Genomic DNA, 21481 nt, shown 5'->3' with positions numbered 1-21481 from the left:
CCCGCCATCGAGGCGCACGATCTGACGAAGCGCTACGGCGACATGACGGCGGTTGACGACCTTTCGCTGTCGATCCCGCAGGGCGACGTCTACGGCTTTCTCGGCCCGAACGGCGCGGGCAAGACGACCACGATGCGGATGTTCACGACGCTGACGAAACCGACTGCGGGCGAGGCTCGCGTCGCCGGTCAGCCGATCACCGAGCGCGACAGCGTCACGCCGCATATCGGCTATCTCCCGGAGGAGCCGCCGCTGTACGACGAGCTAACCGGGCGCGAACAGCTAGAGTACGTGGCCGGGCTCCGCGATATGCCGGACGAGGTCGCGACCGAGCGGATCGACCGACTGCTGGGCCGGTTCGACCTCGCGGCGGACGCCGGCAAGCGGATCGACGCCTACTCGAAGGGGATGCGCCAGAAGGTCGGCGTCATTCAGGCCGTCCTGCACGAACCCGACGTGGTCTTTCTCGACGAACCGACGAGCGGGCTCGACCCCCGTGCAGCCCGAACCATGCGCGAGACGATTGCCGACCTCGCGAGCCGCGAGATGACGGTGTTCCTCTCGACGCATATCCTGCCGGTCGTCGACGACCTTGCCGACACGGTCGGCGTGCTCTACGACGGTCGCCTCGTCGCCGAGGGGACGCCCGAGGGCCTGAAAACCCGGGCAGAAGCGGAGCGGGCCGACGGAGAGGACGACGGGAGCCTCGAAGACGTCTTCCTCGATATCACGCGTGACGGCGAAGCACCCGACGAACACAAGAGCGGTCGGACGCCCCTATGAGGCGGGCGCTCGAACGGGCCGTCAGGATCGCTCGAACCGAGGCGGTGCGTCATGCTCGGCAGCAACGCGAACAGCCCTGGCGGATCTTCTTCGAGCTATTTCTCGTCGTGTTCGTCACGCTCGTCGTCGTCGGACGCGTCCCCGGGGTCGGCCTCTATCCGGAACCCGGCGCGTATCACTACGGACAGGTCGCCGCCAGCGAGTCGCCGGGGACCGCGCTCGTCGCCGCACGCGGGTTCGTCGGTATCGTCTTCGTTATCGTCACGCTGGTGACCATGCTCTGGACGATGAAGGCTCAGGACTGGCGCGAGCAGGCGGACGGACTGCTGACGACCGTCCCGATTCCGACACTCGTCGCCGGCGACCTGCTCTCGAAGATACTCAAAGTGGGTCGATTTCTCTCGGTCGCGTCGCTTGCCGGTGCTATCGCGTTCGCGTCCGGGAGCGAATCGGTGCTCGGCGGCGTCCTCTTCGTGCTCGCTGCGTTCGCGCTCGCCTCGACTGCGACCGCGGTCGGCTACACCGCTGGCCTTGCGGGACTCGCGCTCGCCAGTTACTCGCCGTTCGTCCGCGAGCATCGGGTCCTCGTTGGCTCTCCGCTCGTGGCGCTGTACTTCGGGCTCTTCGTCGGTAGTCGCCGGGCGAGCGCAGTTCTCGGCGGGCTACCGATCGGCTGGTACGCCGACATCCCGATGACGGCGGCGACGGGGACTGGCGTCACGACCGCTGGTGCGGCGCTATTCGGGACGACGCTCGGCGGCGTCTCGCTGTGGTGGACCAGCGCGCACCTCGCAGAGCGGGCGTGGCTCGGCGACGGGGTCGCTCCGGCTTCGGTCGAGTCGTCGGCCCGATCCCCGACGACCGACCAGTCGCCCAGACTGCTCGAAAGAGTGCCCACGACCTGGCTCTCTCGCCCCACCAGGGCCGTGATCTACGCCGTCTGGCGCCGGACCGTTCGGGCACCACAAGCGTTGCTGTACGTCTTCCTGCCGTTCGTCCTGCTGCTGGTCATCGGGATCGAACTCGCCGCCACCGCGCCGGCGTCCATCCCGGTTCTCGTCGCCGTCTACGGTGCCGGTGCCGTCGGAGCGGGTGCGACCCTCAACCCCCTCGGGAACGAGGGCCGTACCCTCCCGGTCACGATGACGACGCCCGGCGGACCGCGTCACCTCGTTCGCGGGTACGTGCTCTCGGCCGCCCTCGTCGGCGTGCTCCCGGTCGTGGTTCTCGTCGCTCTCGCGACCCTCGGCGTGACGGCTTCGCCCGTCGCAACGGTTGCGATGGGGCTGTTCGCCGCCATCCTCACCGTCGCCTTCGTGGGGGTCTCGGTCGGCATCGGTGCGTGGCTCCCCGAGTTCGACGGGCTTCGCCCCGCCGACAGCGCGGGCCTCACGACGCCCCACGTCTACGCCGTGTTCGCCTACTCGCTCGTGCTCGCGCTCGCTAGCGTACCGGTACTCGGGGCATTCTTGCTCCAGAGCGCGACTGCCAACATCGCTCCCATCGCTGTGGTGAGCGGCGGCGTCGTTACTCTCGTGGTATCGATGCTCGCAGGCGGCCTGTCCTATCGCTATGCCGTCCGGACCTTCGAGTCACACCAGTACGGCGAGTGAGGGCCGATAGAGCAGCCGCTCACAGGTTTATATACGATCACGCTTCCAACCGGCCCATGCGCTGACGCTGCTGCTACGGCGCTGGCCTGTGCAGGTGCTCGATACACCACGCCGTACTCCAGTTCGTATCGACTGTTCGCTAGACACTAACGTTGATTACGCCCCCGCTCTTAACATCTCGTATGGCCGACAAACCGACGTCCGGCGAGATTCTCGGCGTACCGTACAACTTCGAGCGACCGAACATGCGGCGGCTACTTTCCTCGTACTGGGAGCCGGGCGAGGGAATGCTGGTCGAGAAGCCGTTTGGCATCGGCTACACGCTGAATCTGGCCAACTGGCGCTCCTGGGTTGTGCTGGCCGTTGCCGGTGTCTTGCTCTGGCTCGAACGCGGCGGCGACGAGAGCGAGGGCGATGCCGACGAAGAGCCGGTCGAAGTGATCGTCGACGACGACTAACCGACGCCTATTTTCCCCGGGGCCTCCGACCGGCGGGTATGATCCAGTTCGTCACCAGCAACGAGGGCAAGGTCCGCGAGGCCCGCGAGTACCTGCCCGAGGCGGTTCGACAGGTCAACTACGATTACACGGAGATCCAGAGCGACGACCTCGGCGCAATCGTCGAACGGGGCGCACGCGAGGCGCATCGCGAGATCGACGGCGACGAGCCGGTGCTGGTCGACGACACTGGGCTGTTCGTCCAGGCGCTCGACGGCTTCCCGGGACCGTACTCTGCGTACGTCGACGACACGCTCGGGATCGAGCGCGTCCAGCGACTCGTCGATGACGAGGAGAACCACCGTGCCGCCTTCCGCACCGTACTGGGCTACTGCGACGGCGAGACCGTCGAGACGTTCGAGGGGAGTCTCCGTGGGCGGATCGTCCCGCCGCGTGGCGACGGCGGGTTCGGCTACGATCCGATCTTCGAGCACGACGGCCGGACCCTTGCGGAGCTATCGACCGAAGAGAAAAACGCGATCTCACACCGCGCACGGGCGTTATCGACGTTCGCCGACTGGCTGGCCGAGCAGGCCTGATCAGGCGCGGGGATCACTGTCTGGACCGGGATACTCTCCCTCGTGAAGCGCCCCGTACAGACTCTCGGGATCGAAGACGGCGGCGAACGCCTTCGGATGCCGGACGCTCATGGAGACGTGCCCCTGCAGGGACGCACCGGTCTGGACGCTCCCCAACTGTTCATCGAAGGAGAGAACATGTGCCGCCTGCCCGCGGTACGCGCTGGCCAGTGCCGGGTGATCCCCCGTCGGATGCTCGATACGGACGCGCTCGCGCTCGATGCGGTCGCGCCAGTCTCGCGCTAACTTCTCGGACGCGAACCGCTCGATCAGCGCCGCTGCGTCGTCGACGAGCGGGTCGCTCGCGAGCAACTCGACCCAGGAGTGAGATCGGACGTGATCGAGGGCCTCCCGTGCCGCGCCGCCAACGAGGAGGTCGGCGGCCAGCACGTCCGCATCCGCGACGACGCTCGCGGGATCGACTGTCGTCTCCCGGTCAGTCATCGGCACGCTCCGCTCGACGGTCGGCGAGCGCTTCGATAAGCTCTCTTTCCTCGACTGTCCAACGCTCGCCGCGCTCGAATAGCTCCGACCAGTTCATGGCTGTTGTAACGGCGTCGCCCGACAAAAACGGATCGGCCTGCCCTACAGCCGTCATACGACCGTCTGACGGGGCTTTAACTATCGGTGCGAGTAGCTATCGGATGGGTGCGTCCGAGTACCGCTCTTCCCATCGCGCACCCCACACTGCTCTTCCCCCTCGCGCGAGACGGCCCAGTTCTAGCGAACTACCGTCAGAACTGTCGTTACTCCGCGCAGGCTCCGGGTTCAGCGGAACTCTCTGCGCGCATCATGGCTTCCTCGTCGATCTCGTAGAGGCTCTGTCTTGCGTCGGCGAAGTAGACGTCCTCGTCGACGATACCGATGTCTTCTAACCGTTCCAGAGCGTAACGAACGGTTCGCGCTGAGAGCATTGATTCCTCGACGATCTGTTTTTGTGTCAGGGGTCCGTCATACTCTAGTACCTTGAAAACGAGTTTTGCGCTCGGCGGGAGGTCTTCGATATCTTCCCCATCAGTGCCAGCCATCGTTATACTCAGGTTGGTCCAGAGGCATAAAGATTGAGGGGTTACCCCCGGGTGACCGCGGCGTTGCAACAGATTACTGGCTCTCCACGGAACAGTCCTCACGGCCCCGAGACAGTGTAAGTAGATCCTACCCGGCTACGAAGCCGTTCCAAACGTATGAGAACCACTTTTACAGTTCAATAGGGGTGCCGGGCAAGCTGTAGTTGTAAGCGGTAGATCACGATGTCAACTAACAGCAAAAACCGACTCGAAGGCCAGTTCGCCGGAATCGACCTCGACGGCCAACCCCACGCGCTCAGCGCGTGGTTCGTCGTCGCGCTCCGACTCGTCATCGGCGGTATGATCCTGTTCGCCGGTCTGGGCAAGGTCAGCGAATGGCCGTTCGATGCGGCTGGCTATCTCGTCCACAGCGTCGACCCGGCCAGCCCCGTTAGCGGGCTCTACGCGGCGATGGCCGAGAGCGCGCTCGTGATGGACGTCGTCAACATCGCCGTGCCCGTCGGCCAGTTGCTGATCGGCATCGCGCTGATCACTGGCGCGTTCGTCCGCCTGGCGGCGTTCTTCGGCAGCGTCCAGATGATGGCGTTCTACCTGGGCGGCTGGGCAGGTGAGTTTCTGGCGCTGTTCGATTCGACGCTGACCTACGCCGTCGTGTTCCTGGCGGTCGCCGCCTTCGGCGCGGGCCGGATCCTCGGAGTGGACAGGTACCTCGAACAACTCGAGGTGGGTGGCGACCCCCTGATCGAGACGTTCCCCGTGTTGCGCTACCTGATGGGCTGAATCGGGGGGAATCGACGATCCACGGCCAGAAACGACGGCGTAGCCGTCGACGATGCCGTTTTCGATTGCGGCAGTCGCGCGGTATCGACCCTGACTGAACGATAGCAGTGGAACGAACTCCTTTTTACCGGTGATGCCCGAATAGTGAAATATGTCGACCGAAACTGCCAGCCCGAAGGCTGAACACCTACGGGCGGTGACGATTACGACCATCACCGCGCTTGCCGGCGTGGCCGCGGCGTTCGGTTCGCTGTACATCGGCGGGACGGGCGCGGAGGCCGCGAGCGACCGCATGGCCCAGGTTGTCGTCGTCGTCGCGATCATCGCACAGATACCCCTCTACGACCTCCTCGGCTTCGACGATTACGGCGGCGTGAAAGACTACCTGTACGTCGCGTTCATGACCTTCGCCTTCTGGTTCGTCTCGTGGGGCATCATGCTGACGACCGGCTTCTCACTCTGAGATGGCGGACGACAGTATCGCAGTCGTCGATCTGGAGCGCTGTCAGCCGGATCGATGTAACTACGAGTGCAAGAACTACTGCCCGCCGAACCGGACCGGAAAGGAGTGTATCACGCTCCGCGGCGAGGAAGCGCGGGAGGGACAACCGGAGCAGGTTCACATCTCCGAGGAGATCTGTCTTGGCGAGACCTGTGGCATCTGCGTCGACAAGTGCCCGTTCGACGCCATCGAGATCATCAATCTCCCACAGGAGCTAGATGACGAACCGGCCCATCGCTACGGGGAGAACGCGTTCTCGCTGTACGGCCTGCCGGTCCCCGAAGACGGCAAAGTCACGGGGATCCTCGGTCCGAACGGGATCGGGAAGACGACCGCCGTCCGCATCCTCGCGGGCGAGATGGTCCCCAACCAGGGGAACCACGAGTCGCCGCCGAGTTGGGACGACGTCCTCGAACGGTATCGGGGATCGGAGCTTCAGGACTACATCGCCGCCGTGCGCGACGGCGACATCGAGGTCTCCCGGAAGCCCCAGTACGTCGACGAGATCCCGGGCCAGTTCGACGGGAACACGCGCGAACTGCTCGAACACACGGACGAGCGCGGGGAACTCGACTACCTGATCGACCGGATGGATATCGGCCCGGTGATGAATCAGGATATCGATAGTATCTCCGGCGGAGAGCTTCAGCGAGTCGCCATCGCGGCCTGTCTCGCGCGAGAGGCGGACTTTTACTTCCTCGACGAGATCACGCCGTATCTGGACATCGGCCAGCGAATGACTGTCGCCCGACTGGTCCGTGAACTCGCCGAGGAGGAAGACAAGTCGATGCTGGTCGTCGAACACGACCTGGCGATCCTCGACCTGCTCGCGGATACGCTCCACATCGCGTACGGGTCCCCGGGCGCGTACGGTGTCGTGACGTCGCCCAAGTCGGTTCGGAACGGCATCAACGAGTATCTCTCCGGCTATCTCGACAACGAGAACATGCGGATCCGGCCGAACCCGATCGAGTTCGAGGAGCACGCCCCGCGCCCGGTCAACAACGCCCAGACGCTCACGGAGTATCCGGATCTCTCCAAGAGCTACGGCGAGGGCGAGTTTACTCTCGACGTCGAGGGGGGAACGATCCGCAAGGACGAGGTGCTGGGAGTCGTCGGTCCGAACGGGATCGGAAAGTCGACCTTCGCGAAGATGCTCGCCGGTTCGCTGGAACCGGACGAGGGCGACCTCGACGTCTCGCTCGATATCTCGTACAAGCCGCAGTATATCGATATTGACCAGCCGATGCGGGTCGACGCGTTCCTTTCGTCGATCACCGACAAGTTCGGCTCCTCGTACTGGGACACGGAGATCGCTCAGCCGCTCCAGCTCGAACGCATCATGGAGCAGAACCTCACCGACCTCTCCGGCGGTGAGCGCCAGCGCGTAGCTATCGCGGCCTGTCTCTCGGACTCGGCGGATCTGTACCTACTCGATGAGCCCTCGGCGCACCTGGACGTCGAACAGCGGGTGCAGGCGGCGAGCGCGATCCGTCGGTACGGTGAGCAACAGGACGCGACCGTCATGGTCATCGATCACGACATATACATGATGGATCTGCTGGCCGATCGGCTGATGGTGTTCGACGGCGAACCGGCCGAGCACGGTCACGCCGGAAAACCACAGGCGATGCGGTCGGGCATGAACGAGTTCCTCGCGAACCTGGAGATCACGTTCCGCCGCGACGGGCGCGTCGGGCGCCCGCGGATCAACAAGCCCGACAGCCAACTCGACCGCGAACAGAAACGCGACGGCGAGTACTACTACTCAGTCTGAACCGACTCTCCCAGCCCTTGGGAAGGGAGAGCTTACTGGCGGTATACGGCAGTTTACCCCGCTTTTTGTGGTCCGCTTCCGACCGAGCGCCGGTACTCTAAACAATATAGTAACGGTAGATCCCCTCTGAACCATGGTAACAATAAACACACCATACTCAGAATAAGCTACTATTTCGCGCGGTGGCTACGCACCGCTGTCCTGATAGGTACCTGTCACTGATCGTGTCAGTTAGCCGCAATCAGATAGCAGCTATCAGTAGTTAAAAAATAGTATAAAACGTGATGGTTCGGATAACGAGTCGGTAACCTGCGAAAAGCCCCTTTATGCTACTCCAACCCTACCCGAGTATGGTAGATGACACCGAAGCCGACGAATCACGCTCGACTGGCCTTACCCGCCGTTCCTGGCTCGCTGGTGCTGGCGGCGGCGGCCTATTGTTCGGTACGCTGGCTCTACTCGGTCGGTCCAGCGATTCGAAAGCTTCGGAAGATACTCTGACACCGAAACCGACCGGCGGATTCAGTGTGGAAGACGAGCCTGACGTGGACGACCCGAACGTCGTTCACCTCGGCGAGGAAGGAATGAAGGAAGGCGACGACGCCGGTGCGTGGTTATCGGACTACATCGACGACGGGATGGAGATTATTGTCCCCGCGGGCACGTACGACTACTCCACGAGAGCGTTCACCCGCGGTCATGGCTCCGGCTACGCCGACCTCGTAGTCCGCGGCGAAGGCGAGTTCGGCGACGTGGTGTTCGACCACGGCGACGGTTACACGTTCTCGGAAGTGATCGCCGCCAACGGCGGTGACGTTCTGGTCGACAACATCACCTGGCGGGGCGTCGCTGACGGTAACGGTAACATCACTGCCCGCGCACACGATGGTGACGAGGTGACGCTCCGTCGCGTCGCTCGACCCGACGGCAGCAACGACAACGGGGAGGGCGTGTTCGTGCGGCCAGAACACGCTGGTGTCGTAACCCTCGAAGACTGCTGGATGGAAGCGTTCACTGACAATGGCGTCTATGGCAGCGCACCGGGTGGCTCCAGCGGAAACAATGGCGAGGTCAACGTGATCGGTGGCCTTTACCGGAACAACAACATCGCGAACATCCGCGTCGGCGGGTCGAACTCGACAGTTGACGGCGCGACGGTCGTACTCACCGACCAGCAGCGCGAGCAGTGGGGCTCCAGTCGGAGCGTCAATATGCGTGGCATCTGGGTCCGCGAGGGAACGGACGGGAAGGGTCACGATATTACGATCAAGAACTGTGACGTCTACAGCGAACTGCCGTACGCGCCGATCGAGGTCAACCCGCGTGACGGGGGTGGCAGCGGCGTGATCGAAGATACTCGCGTCTACAACGAGGGCGATGCCACGGCGGTCGGCCACCTTGGCGGTGACTGGGAATCGGATAATCTCCATATAACCGGTGATGGCGACACGTCCAACGACCTCGGTGACGGAACCGGTTGTCGCGGCCTGACCTGTGAGAAAGCAACGCCGGTCGCTGTCGAGCCGGTAGGTGAGCAATAATGGACGGAACATCACGACAGGAGTGGGAAAGCCTCCGGATGGATCCCGATGCGGCAGAAGACCTCGGCTATGAATCCACGGAACTCGACATCGTCTCCGTCGAGCGGTCCGATCGCGACCAGCGGCTCTTCCTCCCTGCCGACGAGGACGCCCTCCACGAGGACGCGTTTATCGTCGCGGACGCTGACGCTGTTTGTGACCTCGTAGAGCAGATCTAACGCTCGTTTCGCCCCGGTAACCGTCACAAAGATTTTCACTGCTGGAGCCGCATCTTGTCATAGCTCTATCCGCGACTCGGCGGTTGCAGTCGCGGAGGGACCATCGCACAACAATGACGGATGCTAACTCTCCCGACGTATTCGAGCCGCCTCGATCCTCTGTCGAAACGAAACCGGTCCCGGTCGACGATGTCAACTCGCTTGCTACGTCTGTCGTCGACAACGTGAAACGGGTGATCGTCGGGCAGGACGACGTGATCGAACACGTCATCGTCACGATACTTGCCCGCGGTCACGTGTTACTCGAAGACGTCCCCGGTGTTGGGAAGACGATGCTCGCCCGGTCGATCGCCCGCTCGGTCGACTGCCAGTTCAAACGGGTCCAGTTCACGCCTGACCTGCTCCCGGCCGACATCACGGGCGTCAACGTGTTCAACAAGCAGAGCCGCGAGTTCGAGTTCCAGCCGGGGCCGGTGTTCGCCAACGTCGTACTGGGTGACGAGATCAACCGGGCACCGCCCAAGACCCAGAGCGCGCTCCTGGAAGCGATGGAGGAGCAACAGGTAACCGTCGACGGCACGACGCGCCCGCTTCCGCAGCCCTACACCGTCATCGCGACGCAGAACGCGGTCGAACCGGACCGGACCTATGACCTGCCGCTGGCCGAGGTCGACCGCTTCACAAAGAAGCTCCAACTGGGCTACCCCGACCCGGACGACGAAGTCGAGATGCTCGACCGGGTCGTCGGGACGCATCCGATCGAATCGCTCTCCGCTGTCACCGACACGGCGACGCTCGTCGGCGCACGCCAGGCCGTTGCCGAAGTGACCATTGAGGCGCCGATCAGGGAGTACGCGACCCGCCTCGCCACGTACACGCGAGAGAATGCAGAACTTGGCACCAGTCCCCGTGCAACGGTCTCGCTCCTCCGGAGCGCACAGGCACGGGCAGCGTTTTCGGGGCGCGGCTACGTGCTCCCGGACGACCTCAAGACCGAAGCGCCGGCCGTGTTCTCACACCGGATCCGTACCGGAGACGGCAGCCGAACCGCCGCGGAGGTCGTCGAGGACGCACTGGCAACGGTGCCGGTGGAATGACGGGGGCGCTCCGATGAGGCCGACGCGCCGGGGTGGGGTGTTGATGGCACTCGTCCCGACGTGGCTATACATGGCCGCCGAGTTCGGCCCCCGGTCGCTTGACGCTGTCGTCGGCCCGGTAGTCGTCGCGCTCGTGGCCGCGGCCCTGCAGGTACAACTCAGCGGTCTCCCGGAGATCGAACGGCAGATGCCAAAGCCCGGGGGCGTCGGTGCCACCCGGTCCGTCGAACTCACGTTCGATTCCGGCTCGCCGACCGCGGCGACGATCCACGATCACGTCGGACCGGGGCTGGATGCCACCGGGAACCGGCAGACGACGACCATCGGTGCCGGGCCGCTCTCGTACGAACTCCGCCTCACAAAACGGGGCGAACACCGGATCGGGCCGCTCGATGTCGAGACGACCGACGTGCTGGGACTGTTCGCCCGACGGTTTCAGGTCGAGATGACCGACAGTCTCCTCGTGTACCCCCCCGCTTATCGTCTCGATCCTGGATCGACCGGACTCAGTGTGTTCTCCACGGTCACGGAGCAGTACGGCTCCGACGAGTTCGCTCACCTGCGCGAGTACCAGCGCGGCGATATGCTCCGCGACGTCCACTGGAAGTCGAGCGCAAAACAGCCGGACGATGGCCTCCTCGTCGGTGAGTACGTCGATAACCGGACGCGAGAGACCCTTCGGATCGCCGTCGACGTCGCCGAGGGTGATCCTGACGAAGTGGCTGTGGCGGCCGCCAGCATCGCGGTCTACCTCCTCGACGACGGCTTCGAGGTCGGTCTCACCATGCCAACAGAGACGATCGAACCCGACACGGGACCAACGCACCGACGAGCGGTACTGGCCGCGCTCGCTCGGCTCTCCGACGGAACGCCGGACGACGATGCCCTCGACCGTGCAGACCTGCTTGTCAGCGGTGACGGGGACGTGACGGTCAGCATGGACCACGTGGCGGCACCGTTCGGCGACATCGTCGCGACACAGGGCGGCGACCGGGTCGGATACAGCGATCCCATTCCCAGCGAGAGCGCCACCCGGTTCGACGCCGGGGAGTCCCGGGAGGTGGCACCGTGAGTACGACCGACGCCGGGATAGCGGGCTGGATGCCGAGCGGCCTGGGTATCGGCTCGATATATCGGTATCTGGCGCTGGGTTCGATTCTGGTGCTCACGGCATCGTACGCCACGGTGTTACGAGATATCGCGATCATCGTCGACGATTCATCGGACGTCTTCGCGACGGTGCTCGTGTCGCTTCTCGTCGCCACCATCCTCGCGAAACTCGTCGCCGAACGGACCGCAATGTTGCTCGCGGCTGGACTGTTGGTGGTCGGCTACGGCTGGTATCTGGCGATGTCTCCGGGGACGATCCAGACGGTGATCGGATCGTGGGACGTCCTGCTCAACGACGCCGTGTCGCTGTTGACCGGACTGTCGATGGTCCAGATCGCCGATGCCGAGGTGTGGGCGGCGGGAACCGCGCCAGCACCCGTCTTCCTCTCGTGGTATCTTGCCGTCCGCGGTCGATACGTCGGCGGTGCGGCCGTCGGCAGTGTCGCATTGCTGGCGCTCGTGCTCACCGGCGACGTCGGGGCGCAAACAACACTGATCGGGGTTCTCGCCGCCGCCAGCGCGGTAGGGTTCGGGGAACTCGATCGGCGGGATGGCTCGTTCCGGCAGCTAGACGTCCTCGTCGTGGTGATAGTTCTCATGCTCGTGTTCTCGCTCTCGGTAAGCGTCGTTCCCGACGGGAGCGGGTCGCCGCTGGCACTCGACAGCCCCGGATCGCTCGGCGGGTTAGAGAACGGCGGGGACGCCGACACCGTCGAGGGGAGCCTGATGAATTCACCCGATCAGGTACAGGTGCAGGGTAGCGTCGACCTCTCGCCGTCAGTTCGGTTCACCGTCGAGAGCAACGAACCGGCCAACTGGCGCGTCGGCACCTACGACACGTTCACCGGCGACAGCTGGGTCCGGTCAGGCGGAAGGCAAAGCTACGATGGGCCGCTGCGCGGGCCGCCGGGGTCGACCGAAACGCTCGTCCAGAGCTACCGCGTCGAAGCCCAGACGAGTGCAATGCCCGCGGCGAACCAGCCGACGGAAGTCCGTGGCGGCATCGCCGACCAGACCGAAGTGACCGCAAACGGAGGCGTGGTGACCAGTCGGACGCTCCTCGAAGGGGACAGCTACGGTATCCGAAGCGAACGGCCGGACGCCTCACCGGACCAACTTCGCAAGGCAGGGACGGACTATCCCAGTGGTATCGAAGACCGGTATCTACAGCTACCGGGCGACCAACCGGAGCGAGTCGGTCAGCTAACGAGCGACATCACGGCCAACACTGACAACCCGTACGACTCCGCGGTCGCCATCGAACAGTATCTCGAAGGGGAGAAAGACTACTCGCTCGACGTCGACCGGCCCGACGGCAACATCGCCGACGGCTTCCTATTCGAGATGAATCAGGGCTACTGCACCTACTACGCGACGACGATGGCCGTGATGCTTCGGTCCGAGGGCATCCCTGCCCGGATGGCGACGGGCTACTCCACCGGGCAGTCTGTCGGCGATGACGAGTACGTCGTCCGCGGCCTGAACTCACACGCCTGGGTGGAGGTGTACTTCCCCAATGAGGGGTGGGTGACGTTCGATCCGACGCCGGGCGGCCCACGTGATAGCACCCGCTCGGATCGGATCGAGGACGAACGCGCCGCAGGGAACCCCCAGGTCGACACCAACGATAGCCAGAACGAACCGGTCGAAGAGGAAGACCCTAGTGGGGAAGACGAGAGGTCGTCAGAGGAGACCCTCTCACAGACTCCGGAGAACGCATCAACCGATGGGCTGTCCGGAGCCGACGCGTACCAGTCACAGGACGACGAACCGATAGTTCCGCTCCCCTCCCGGGAGACGATTGTACTGAGTCTCGTCGTGCTCTTCGGCGTGGCCGCTGGCGCACACCGCGCGGGCTACGTCGACCGGGCTCAGCGGACCGCACAGCTACACTGGCAGGGTGAGACGGGGGACCCCGAATCCGACGTCGAACGGGCGTTCCTCCGCCTCGAACTGCTGCTCGCCGGGGAACACAGCGACCGCGACCCCGCAGAAACGCATCGGGAGTACCTCACATCGGTCGACGATGTCGACGAACGGGTCGAACGGGTCGCACGGATCCACGAACGGGCCCGGTACGGCGGGACGATTACGTCCGACGAAGCCAGGGAGGCGATCCAGCTCGTCGACGAACTCGTCGCGGAGCGCAGTCGGCTTCGGCGTCTGTTCGAGTGAGTATATTCGACATTCGAGCGCTCGCAGTCGCAGAACAGCTGTCTGGCGTTGCACTCCGGTCCCGACAACGTTTAATATGATAGTAGCATACATTCACGTGTAATGTCGGAAGTCTGCTCGACGTGCGGGCTGCCCGAAGAGCTTTGCGTCTGCGAAGACGTGGCCAAGGAATCCCAACAGATAGAGATCCGCATTGACGAGCGCAGATACGGCAAAGAGGTAACGATTATTGATGGATTCGATCCCAACGACGTGGATCTGGATAGCCTGTCTTCGGACCTGAAATCCAAGTTCGCGTGCGGTGGAACCGTCGAGGACGGTCAAATCGAACTCCAGGGCAACCATTCCGGACGTGTCGAGGACTTCCTCAGAGACCGTGGGTTTACCGTTGCCTGACTGACTGCCGCCGGTCGTTCGACGGGTCGGCTGACCTCTCTCACTTTCTTCGCCGACGAGCGCCCGCTCTATCGGTCGTGTGACCGGACTGGATCGAGGTCGCGCTGGAACTCGTCGAACTGCTCCAGATCATCGGGAAGGTCGTACTCGAGTTCGCGTTCGGATTGCCTGTTCGCGTTGACGCCGTCAGCGTCGACGGGAACCGCTTTGTCCTCGAATCCGGGTTTGATTTTGACGCTTTTGGCTGGCATCCCGACCGCGATGTGGTGATCCGGAATGTCGGTCTGGACGACACCGCGCGCGCCGACGATGGCGTTCTCGCCGACGTGACAGCCGGCCCGGACCATCGCGTCGTAGGTGACGCGCGCGTCGTCGTCGACGGTCGTGTGGTAGTTCCGGACCTCCGTCTGGTCGACGATATCGTGATCGTGACTGTAGAGATGGACGCCGTCCGAGATGGAGACCCGGTCGCCGATGGTGAGTTTGCCGCGGTCGTCCAGATGCACGTCGTCGTGGATCACGACGTTGTCGCCGACCTCGATATTGTGGCCGTACGTGACCGAGATCCCCTTGAAGAAACGGCAGTTCTCACCACACTCCGCGAAGAGGTGGTTGGCGAGCATTCGGCGGAACCGGAGGGCGAACTCGACGTTGTCGGCCATCGGTGTCGCGTCGAACTGCCGCCAGAGCCACTGGAGGTGTTTCGAGCGCTGGAACTTTTCTTCGTCCTTCTCCGCGTAGTACTCGCTTTCCAACGTCGAGTTACACGGATCGTACCCCTGCAGACGGACCTGCTCGGCGGGCGAGACGTCCCCGCCCTGTTGCCACCGATTGTAGGCCTCGCGGTCACCGTGGAGGTCGACGAGTACGTCCTCGACGATAGCACAGGTATCCTCGTCCGATGCGAGTCGCCTGTCGATTTCGCCGATGAACGCCTCTAGGCCCCCCTCGGCCTCCGCTGGAAGGCTTACGTGGCGCTTGGTCATGGGACATGTTATCCGCCGGAGCTAAAAGGGGTTTCCGTCCGGGTCTCCTTCGCCGCTTCTCTGAGGGGCGAGCTGACGGGACAGGACAGCGCCATCCGGGAGATCCGCTACCGGTCGTCGAACAGTTCGTCCATCGAGGCGTCGATGGGGTCGTCCTCGCCCGCGTCCGTCTCCACGCGATCGGTCTCGACGCCGTCGAGGAACTCCTCGAACCGTTCCGGGGTCGGGCCCTCGGCTTCGACGGCTGGCTCCTCGTCCAGTTCGACGACCTCGTCGGGATCGACGCCATCGATTTCGTCACCTTCGTTCCCGCCCTCCTCAGAGTTAATTTCCGCGGCGATCCGGTTTTCCATACAGACTGCTGGTAGCTGGAAGATAATAAATATACTCCCATTCTGGAGTTAATCTCTACACTGCTGTTTGCTCAAAATAATTGGCTCTTGCTCAAAAGAAAGTTTCCGCACGGTGAGTATCCGCACGCGCTAAGTATCCTCACTTCCAACGGGCATCTATGAACTACCGAACGCTCGGAGAGAGCGGCGTCGAAGTGAGCGAGGTCGGCTTCGGTGCGTGGGTCGTCGGCACTGACTGGTGGGGCGACCGTGACGAAGAGCAAGCGATCGAAATGGTGCGTCACGCTGTCGATCAGGGGATCACCTTCTTCGATACTGGCGACGTCTACGGTCACGGTGCCAGCGAGGAGATCATCGGCGAGGCGCTCGCGGACCGCCGTGAGGAAGTCACTATCGGCACGAAAGTCGGCTACGACTTCTACAACAACCCGCAGGCAGGTCACGGCGAACTCCCGAAAGAGGTCACGCCCGAGTGGATCGAGACCGCGCTCGACCGCTCGCTGGATCGTCTCGACACCGACTACGTCGACCTGCTGCAGCTACACAACGCCAACGTCGACGAGGTCGACCGAGACGTTCTGGAGACGCTCGACGAACTGAAAGAGTCCGGACGGGTCGGCTCGGTTGGCTGGGCGCTCGGCCCCTCCATTGGCTGGCTTGCGGAGGGCGAGGCCGCGGTCGAACACGAGTTCGACGCACTCCAGACCGTTTTCAACCTCTTCGAGCAGGGGCCGGGCAAACACTTCGTCGACGAGATCGAACGCACCGGCGCCGACACCAGCGTCATGGCCCGCGTTCCCCACTCCTCGGGACTACTCAACGAACAGGTGACTCCCGACACCGAACTCGGCGATGGTGACCACCGCTCGCACCGCCCGACGGCATGGTACGAGACCGGCTGGGAGAAACTGGAGCAACTCCGATTTTTGGAACGCGCGGAGCAACGCTCCGCGGCGGATTCGAGCGGTGAACAACCGCGAGAACACGGCGGCGAGCGCACCATGGCCCAGGCCGCCATCCAGTGGCTCCTCTATCACGACTCGGTCGCTACCGTCACGCCGACGTTCCGCACCACCGACGACATCGACGCGTGGGCGGCCGCGAGCGACGCGCCCGCCCTCACCGACGAGGAATACGAGCGCGTACAGGATCTCTACGCCGACAACTTCGGTATCGAGCGCGACGACGGGATGGATAACTACCGCTCCTCGGTCGGCGGCGAGGACATCGAGGCGGCGGACGTCCAGCCCGCGACTGGCGACTGATCGCGATCGGAGTTAACCCCGCTGCTTCGCTTCGAAACCGCAAGAAAGCTCGGCACTTGTACTCTCAGGTTTCACTTTCACCGCGCGCTTCGTGAACCGTTACCACGTTTCGACGATGCCTTCCTGGACGTCTTCCGCACAGCCGCGGCAGTCGGGATGGTCGGCATCGAAACAGGCGGGCCGTCCGTCCGAATCGAGGCGGACGGCGCGGCGCTCGGCGTAGCGGCGACAGACGAGTCGCACCCGGCCCTTGTCGTCGCGCGGTAACTGTGCCGTTGTCTTCCCCTCGCGGTAGGACTCCTTCGCCTCGGCGACCTGTCGGCCCGCGTTCTGCAGGGTCGAACGAATGAACCGCTCGACGCGCTCGCGGTCAGGCACGGGGACCACCGACCGGTGTCATACCCCCGGGTTGGTGGTCTGGCCACTAAGACCCATCGGGGTGTAAAACCGAGCGTGTGACCAGATTCGTCTCTCATACGTGTCGACAGCAGTATGTCGCCGTACTCTTGCGGTTTTACTTCCGATGCGGCTCCCTGATATTTATATACGATCCCGGCCTACTCTCGGATGTCTCCCACCAGAAAACAAAGCGGAGACGAGACACACCATGAGCGATCTTCGAAACCACGCGGAAGACATACACGAACAGTTCTCGGACCACCTGGACGTAGACGTAGACGACATCGAGTCGCGACTCTCGAACCTGGTGGACGAGTACAAGGTGCCGGTCGACGAGGCGCGCCGCAGCGTCACCAACCATTACCTCGACGAGGCGGGGCTAGAGCGCGACGCGCTCGGTGGCGGCGACGGCAGCGAACTCGTCGAACTGGCCGAGGTCGACGAGGCCGAACAGTGGGTTACGGTCGAGGCGAAAGTCGTCGACCTCTGGGAGCCACGGAGCGACTCCGTGGGACAGGTCGGCCTGCTCGGCGACGAGAGCGGGACGATCAAGTTCACCAAGTGGGCCAAATCGGATCTCGAGGAACTCGAAGCCGGCCAGGCCTACCGGCTCGGAAACGTCGTCACCGACGAGTACGAGGGCCAGCACTCGGTGAAACTCAACCGGACGACCACTATCGAGGAGATAGACGCGGAGATCGAAGTCGGCGACGACACCGAGGCAGTCGAGGGCGCGCTGGTCGATATCCAGAGCGGTAGCGGCCTGATCAAGCGCTGTCCCGAGGAAGACTGCACCCGCGTCCTCCAGAACGGCCGCTGTGCCGAACACGGCGAGGGCGAGGGCGAGTTCGACCTGCGTATCAAGGGCGTGATCGACGACGGCCTCGACGCCCACGAGGTCATCTTCGACAAGGAAGCGACCGAAGCGGTCGCCGACATCACCCTCGCAGAGGCAAAGGAAATGGCGATGGACGCGCTCGACACGACGGTTGTCGCCGACGAGATTTCCGGCAAACTGCTGGGCAAGTACTACCGCGTCGAGGGGCCGGTGTTCGGCCGCTACGTCCTCGCGGATGTCGTCGAGGAGCTAGACGCGCCAGATGATGCTGAAGAAACGCTGATCAAAGCGAGGTCGATCTGATATGAGTGACGCACCATCCCGCGAGGTCGCACGCCGCGTCTTCGCCAGTGAGTTCAACGACGCAGGCTTCACGTTCAAGGAATCCGACGACGAGCGCGCGCCGGTCTACGCGCTCTTGCCGACGGGCGAGCACGCGAACCGCGTGTTCTTCGTCGGGACGCTGACCGAGAAAGAGGACGTCGGGGACGACAACGAGTACTGGCGCGGCCGGATCGTCGATCCGACCGGGACGTTCTTCGTCTACGCTGGCCAGTACCAGCCCGAGGCCGCCTCGATGCTCCGCGATCTCGAACCGCCGGAGTACGTCGCGGTGGTCGGCAAACCTCGGACCTACGAGACCGACGACGGCGAAACCAACGTCTCCGTTCGGCCCGAGTCGATCACGGTGGTCGACGACGACATCCGCGACCGCTGGGTCGTCGAAACTGCCGATCGAACGATCGATCGTATCGACACGTTCGATCCCGAAACGGACGAGTACGCCGCAATGGCCGACGAGGAGTACGAACTGCCGCTCGAAAACTACCGTCGGGACGTCGTCACGGCGCTGGAAGACCTGGAGGAGCAGACCGCACCGAACCCGGACTGAGCGGGACACCGCGTTTCGACGGCGGTTACCGCCGATCCAGTTTTTTGCTGGTGCCGATCCCGGCAGTATTGATCCCGGAGTGAGACGTTTATATCAGTGGCTCCGCTACTCCCGACGACGTGATCCCAGGGACCGACGAGTACGGCGTAGACGTGAGCGTGGACCCGACAGCCGTCGAGTCGCTACTCGACGTCGGACCGGAGGATGTCGAACCGGCGGCAGAACTCTCCTTCGCGAGGAACGTGTTCGTCCCACTCACGACCGCGTGTCGGTACACCTGCACCTACTGCACCTACTTCGACGCGCCGGGCGAGGCGACGCTGCTTTCGCCCGAAGCGGTTCGCGATATCCTGCAAACCGGCGCTGACGCGGGCTGTACGGAGGCGCTGTTTACGTTCGGCGACGACCCCGACGACCGCTACACAGCCGTCAACGACCAGCTTTCGGAGTGGGGCCACGATTCGATCCACGAGTACCTGCGGGCGGTCTGTAAAATCGCGCTGAATGAGGGAATCCTCCCCCACAGCAATCCCGGCGATCAGAGCTACGAACAGATGGCGACCGTCGCGGACCTCAACGCCAGCATGGGCGTCATGCTGGAGACGACTGCCGACCTCGACGTCCACGCGGGCCCGCGCCAGAAGACGCCGGGACAGCGGCTGAACACGATCAAAAACGCGGGGCAGCTTTCGGTCCCGTTCACGACCGGTATTCTGGTCGGCATCGGCGAGGACTGGCGCGACCGGGCGGAGAGCCTGCTTGCGATCCGCGCGCTGCACGAACGGTACGGCCACATCCAGGAGGTGATCGTCCAGCCGGTCAGCGAGAACGAGCGCTGGCAGGACGGGTCGCCCGACATCGCAACGATGCGACGCGTGGTCTCGATGGCGCGTGTCGCGCTTCCCGAGGAGGTCTCGGTCCAGGTCCCACCGAACCTCGCTCCCGCCAGAGAACTGATCGACTGCGGTGTCGACGATCTGGGTGGCGTCTCGCCGATCACCGACGACCACATCAATCCCGAGTACGCGTGGCCGGCGCTGGACGAACTCGAAGCGATTGCGGACTACGCCGGGGTGCCCCTTCGCGAGCGCCTACCGGTGTACGAGCGGTTCTTGCCGCCCGAACTGCGCTCTCCCGGGTTCGACGGTATCGTCGCGGAGGGAGACGACTGGCTCTCCGAGCGCGTCGTGGCCGCCATGACCGAGCAATCGCCGGCCGGTAAGCGCTATCGCGGCATTATCGCGGACGATTAGTCGTCTGCTGCCGGACGGGGTGTCTTCGGACGATCGAGCATCGGCGTCCCGTCGGCGCGCGGGCCGAGCAACGGGCCGAGCGGGTCGTCGTCGCCGTCGAGTCGCCGCCGCTTCCGGTAATCCGTCGAGCGCTCGACGGGGACGCGGCCGATCGACTCGATCATCTCGACGTACTCCTCGAAGGTGCGGATCTCGCCGTAGTCCCCGCCCGCACGCTTGGTGATCTCCTCGGAGAGGATCGTCCCCATGAAGTCATCGGCCCCGCAGTTCAGCATCTTCAGGCCCTGTTCGTCGCCGTACTTGACCCACGAGGACTGGATGTGCTCGATGTTGTCGAGAAAGAGCCGCGAGACCGCGATCATCAACTCGTCCTCGTCGTCGCTCGCGCCCCCCTCGACCAGTCCCTGGCGGTAGAGCGGGGTCTCCGGGTGGATGAAGCTGAGTGGGACGAACTCGGTGATCGCATTAGTTCGGTCCTGGAGCTCTCGTACACGTTCGAGATGCATCGCCCGGTGGGCGGCGTTTTCGACGTGGCCGTACATGATCGTTGCAGTGAGATCGAGGCCGGCGTTCGCGGCCCCTTCCATCGCCGTCAGCCACTCCTCGGTTCCGACCTTGCCGGGACAGATCGCTTCACGGACCTCCGGAACGAGTATCTCCGCGGCGGTGCCGGGGACGCTGTCGAGGCCTGCCTCGCGCAGTCGGCGATACACTTCTTCGTACTCCCAGTCAGTGCCGCGGCGAGCGTGATAGGCCTCCTCCGGCGTCACCGAGTGGACGTGGATGTCGTCGACGTTCATCGCCTCTATCTGCTCGACGTAGGTGCCGGGATCGGCGTCGTACTCCTCGGGTGGGGTGTACTGAACCTCGGCGTCGTCGAGCGATTCCAGGATCTCGCGATGCTCGTCGTCCAGCGCGAAGGCGGGATGGAGTCCCGAGACCGAACAGACCTCGTAGATCCCCATGTCGAGCGCGCCGTCGACGATATCGCGGGACTCGGCGGGCGTCTTGGTGAAGCCGTCGTTCTCGCCCTCGTAGTCGCTCTCGAATCGCTGGGCGGCGTCCTTGAAGTTACAGAACAGACAGCCAACGTCACAGGCTGTCGTAACGTTGTTGTTGAGGTTCGCGACGAAGGTCACTTCCTCGCCGACGACCTCGGCGCGGCGGCGGTCCGCGGCTTCGAGCACCTGTTCTTTGCGCTGGCGGTCGATGCCCTCGCTTTCGCTCCCGGTCGTGAATAACTCGATGGCGTCGTCGACCGTGAGTCTGTCACCACTCCGCGCTTTCGCCAGCGCGTTTTCGAAGGACTGGTCGCTGGTCGGAGTGTGCTCGAACCGTAGCGACGGTTCGTCGTCCACGTCCACGCCCGTCTCGAAGCCGTCGGCCATCACCCGAGTTAG

The 21481-nt window shown here is 63.8% G+C and carries 23 protein-coding genes; 17 read left to right on the top strand and 6 right to left on the bottom strand.

What is annotated here, in order from left to right; genetic code table 11:
* The first annotated feature begins 42 nt into the window (after positions 1 to 42).
* The 4 genes from ACFQL3_RS14210 (at position 43) to ACFQL3_RS14195 (ending at position 3432) form a co-directional block, all read left to right on the top strand.
* A complete protein-coding gene (locus ACFQL3_RS14210) occupies positions 43 to 783 on the top strand; it encodes an ABC transporter ATP-binding protein (protein WP_377057118.1) in 741 nt (246 codons plus the stop codon).
* Positions 780 to 2396, top strand: coding sequence for a hypothetical protein (locus tag ACFQL3_RS14205; protein ID WP_377055407.1), 1617 nt, complete (start codon positions 780 to 782; stop codon positions 2394 to 2396). The genes ACFQL3_RS14210 and ACFQL3_RS14205 overlap by 4 nt, the downstream gene beginning before the upstream one ends.
* A 182-nt stretch (positions 2397 to 2578) precedes the next feature.
* Positions 2579 to 2854 carry a DUF5808 domain-containing protein gene (locus ACFQL3_RS14200; protein WP_377055405.1) on the top strand — a complete coding sequence of 92 codons (276 nt, stop codon included), beginning with the start codon at positions 2579 to 2581 and terminating at the stop codon, positions 2852 to 2854.
* Between the two features lie 38 nt (positions 2855 to 2892).
* Entirely contained in the window at positions 2893 to 3432 is a 540-nt protein-coding gene (locus ACFQL3_RS14195; protein WP_377055403.1) for an XTP/dITP diphosphatase, read from the top strand.
* Here the strand turns inward: ACFQL3_RS14195 and ACFQL3_RS14190 are convergent, their stop codons facing one another.
* Together ACFQL3_RS14190 and ACFQL3_RS14185 are read right to left on the bottom strand one after the other, a co-directional pair.
* Positions 3433 to 3915: a DUF7384 family protein gene (locus ACFQL3_RS14190; RefSeq protein ID WP_377055401.1), complete on the bottom strand. Its 483-nt coding sequence runs from the start codon at positions 3913 to 3915 to the stop codon at positions 3433 to 3435.
* Positions 3916 to 4217: 302 nt separating this feature from the next.
* The gene (locus tag ACFQL3_RS14185) at positions 4218 to 4499 is read right to left on the bottom strand and encodes a MarR family transcriptional regulator (RefSeq protein WP_377055399.1); all 282 of its coding nucleotides are present in this window, start codon (positions 4497 to 4499) and stop codon (positions 4218 to 4220) included.
* Between the two features lie 222 nt (positions 4500 to 4721).
* On the opposite strand from ACFQL3_RS14185, the gene ACFQL3_RS14180 reads away from it, so the two are divergent.
* The 9 genes from ACFQL3_RS14180 (at position 4722) to yciH (ending at position 14095) form a co-directional block, all read left to right on the top strand.
* Positions 4722 to 5279 carry a DoxX family protein gene (locus tag ACFQL3_RS14180; protein ID WP_377055397.1) on the top strand — a complete coding sequence of 186 codons (558 nt, stop codon included), beginning with the start codon at positions 4722 to 4724 and terminating at the stop codon, positions 5277 to 5279.
* Positions 5280 to 5430: 151 nt separating this feature from the next.
* Positions 5431 to 5742 (top strand): hypothetical protein, encoded by a 312-nt coding sequence (locus ACFQL3_RS14175; RefSeq protein WP_377055395.1) that lies wholly within the window; start codon positions 5431 to 5433, stop codon positions 5740 to 5742.
* 1 nt (position 5743) lies between these two features.
* Entirely contained in the window at positions 5744 to 7558 is a 1815-nt protein-coding gene (locus ACFQL3_RS14170) for a ribosome biogenesis/translation initiation ATPase RLI (protein WP_377055393.1), read from the top strand.
* A 350-nt stretch (positions 7559 to 7908) separates the two neighbouring features.
* The gene (locus ACFQL3_RS14165; protein ID WP_377055391.1) at positions 7909 to 9099 is read left to right on the top strand and encodes a hypothetical protein; all 1191 of its coding nucleotides are present in this window, start codon (positions 7909 to 7911) and stop codon (positions 9097 to 9099) included.
* Entirely contained in the window at positions 9099 to 9317 is a 219-nt protein-coding gene (locus ACFQL3_RS14160) for a hypothetical protein (RefSeq protein WP_377055389.1), read from the top strand. The genes ACFQL3_RS14165 and ACFQL3_RS14160 overlap by 1 nt, the downstream gene beginning before the upstream one ends.
* 113 nt (positions 9318 to 9430) lie before the next feature.
* Positions 9431 to 10414: an AAA family ATPase gene (locus ACFQL3_RS14155; RefSeq protein ID WP_377055387.1), complete on the top strand. Its 984-nt coding sequence runs from the start codon at positions 9431 to 9433 to the stop codon at positions 10412 to 10414.
* A gap of 43 nt (positions 10415 to 10457) precedes the next feature.
* Complete coding sequence (locus ACFQL3_RS14150) at positions 10458 to 11486, top strand: DUF58 domain-containing protein (RefSeq protein WP_377055385.1); 1029 nt, start codon at positions 10458 to 10460, stop codon at positions 11484 to 11486.
* Positions 11483 to 13699 carry a transglutaminase TgpA family protein gene (locus ACFQL3_RS14145; RefSeq protein WP_377055383.1) on the top strand — a complete coding sequence of 739 codons (2217 nt, stop codon included), beginning with the start codon at positions 11483 to 11485 and terminating at the stop codon, positions 13697 to 13699. The genes ACFQL3_RS14150 and ACFQL3_RS14145 overlap by 4 nt, the downstream gene beginning before the upstream one ends.
* 102 nt (positions 13700 to 13801) lie before the next feature.
* Positions 13802 to 14095, top strand: a complete 294-nt coding sequence (gene yciH / locus ACFQL3_RS14140; RefSeq protein ID WP_377055381.1) for a stress response translation initiation inhibitor YciH — start codon at positions 13802 to 13804, stop codon at positions 14093 to 14095.
* A 68-nt stretch (positions 14096 to 14163) separates the two neighbouring features.
* Here the strand turns inward: yciH and ACFQL3_RS14135 are convergent, their stop codons facing one another.
* On the bottom strand, positions 14164 to 15081 hold the full coding sequence (locus ACFQL3_RS14135; protein ID WP_377055379.1) for an acyltransferase: 918 nt from the start codon (positions 15079 to 15081) through the stop codon (positions 14164 to 14166).
* 107 nt (positions 15082 to 15188) lie between these two features.
* A complete protein-coding gene (locus tag ACFQL3_RS14130; protein ID WP_377055377.1) occupies positions 15189 to 15434 on the bottom strand; it encodes a hypothetical protein in 246 nt (81 codons plus the stop codon).
* A 158-nt stretch (positions 15435 to 15592) separates the two neighbouring features.
* Between ACFQL3_RS14130 and ACFQL3_RS14125 the strand changes: the two genes are divergently transcribed.
* The gene (locus ACFQL3_RS14125; RefSeq protein WP_377055375.1) at positions 15593 to 16699 is read left to right on the top strand and encodes an aldo/keto reductase; all 1107 of its coding nucleotides are present in this window, start codon (positions 15593 to 15595) and stop codon (positions 16697 to 16699) included.
* A 99-nt stretch (positions 16700 to 16798) separates the two neighbouring features.
* Here the strand turns inward: ACFQL3_RS14125 and ACFQL3_RS14120 are convergent, their stop codons facing one another.
* The gene (locus ACFQL3_RS14120) at positions 16799 to 17077 is read right to left on the bottom strand and encodes a DUF7091 family protein (protein ID WP_377055373.1); all 279 of its coding nucleotides are present in this window, start codon (positions 17075 to 17077) and stop codon (positions 16799 to 16801) included.
* A gap of 229 nt (positions 17078 to 17306) precedes the next feature.
* Between ACFQL3_RS14120 and ACFQL3_RS14115 the strand changes: the two genes are divergently transcribed.
* The 3 genes from ACFQL3_RS14115 (at position 17307) to cofG (ending at position 20081) form a co-directional block, all read left to right on the top strand.
* On the top strand, positions 17307 to 18239 hold the full coding sequence (locus ACFQL3_RS14115) for a replication factor A (protein WP_377055371.1): 933 nt from the start codon (positions 17307 to 17309) through the stop codon (positions 18237 to 18239).
* A 1-nt stretch (position 18240) separates the two neighbouring features.
* Positions 18241 to 18828, top strand: a complete 588-nt coding sequence (locus tag ACFQL3_RS14110) for an RPA family protein (protein ID WP_377055369.1) — start codon at positions 18241 to 18243, stop codon at positions 18826 to 18828.
* A 119-nt stretch (positions 18829 to 18947) separates the two neighbouring features.
* A complete protein-coding gene (gene cofG, locus ACFQL3_RS14105) occupies positions 18948 to 20081 on the top strand; it encodes a 7,8-didemethyl-8-hydroxy-5-deazariboflavin synthase subunit CofG (RefSeq protein WP_377055367.1) in 1134 nt (377 codons plus the stop codon).
* Here cofG and cofH read toward each other — a convergent pair.
* Positions 20078 to 21469, bottom strand: a complete 1392-nt coding sequence (gene cofH / locus ACFQL3_RS14100) for a 7,8-didemethyl-8-hydroxy-5-deazariboflavin synthase subunit CofH (protein ID WP_377055365.1) — start codon at positions 21467 to 21469, stop codon at positions 20078 to 20080. The two genes, cofG and cofH, sit on opposite strands and share 4 nt — an antisense overlap.
* Positions 21470 to 21481 lie beyond the last annotated feature (12 nt).

The sequence above is a fragment of the Natronoarchaeum sp. GCM10025321 genome (genome assembly GCF_042663585.1).
Classification (GTDB): Archaea; Halobacteriota; Halobacteria; order Halobacteriales; family Natronoarchaeaceae; genus Natranaeroarchaeum.
This window is presented reverse-complemented; position numbering and strand designations above follow the sequence as displayed.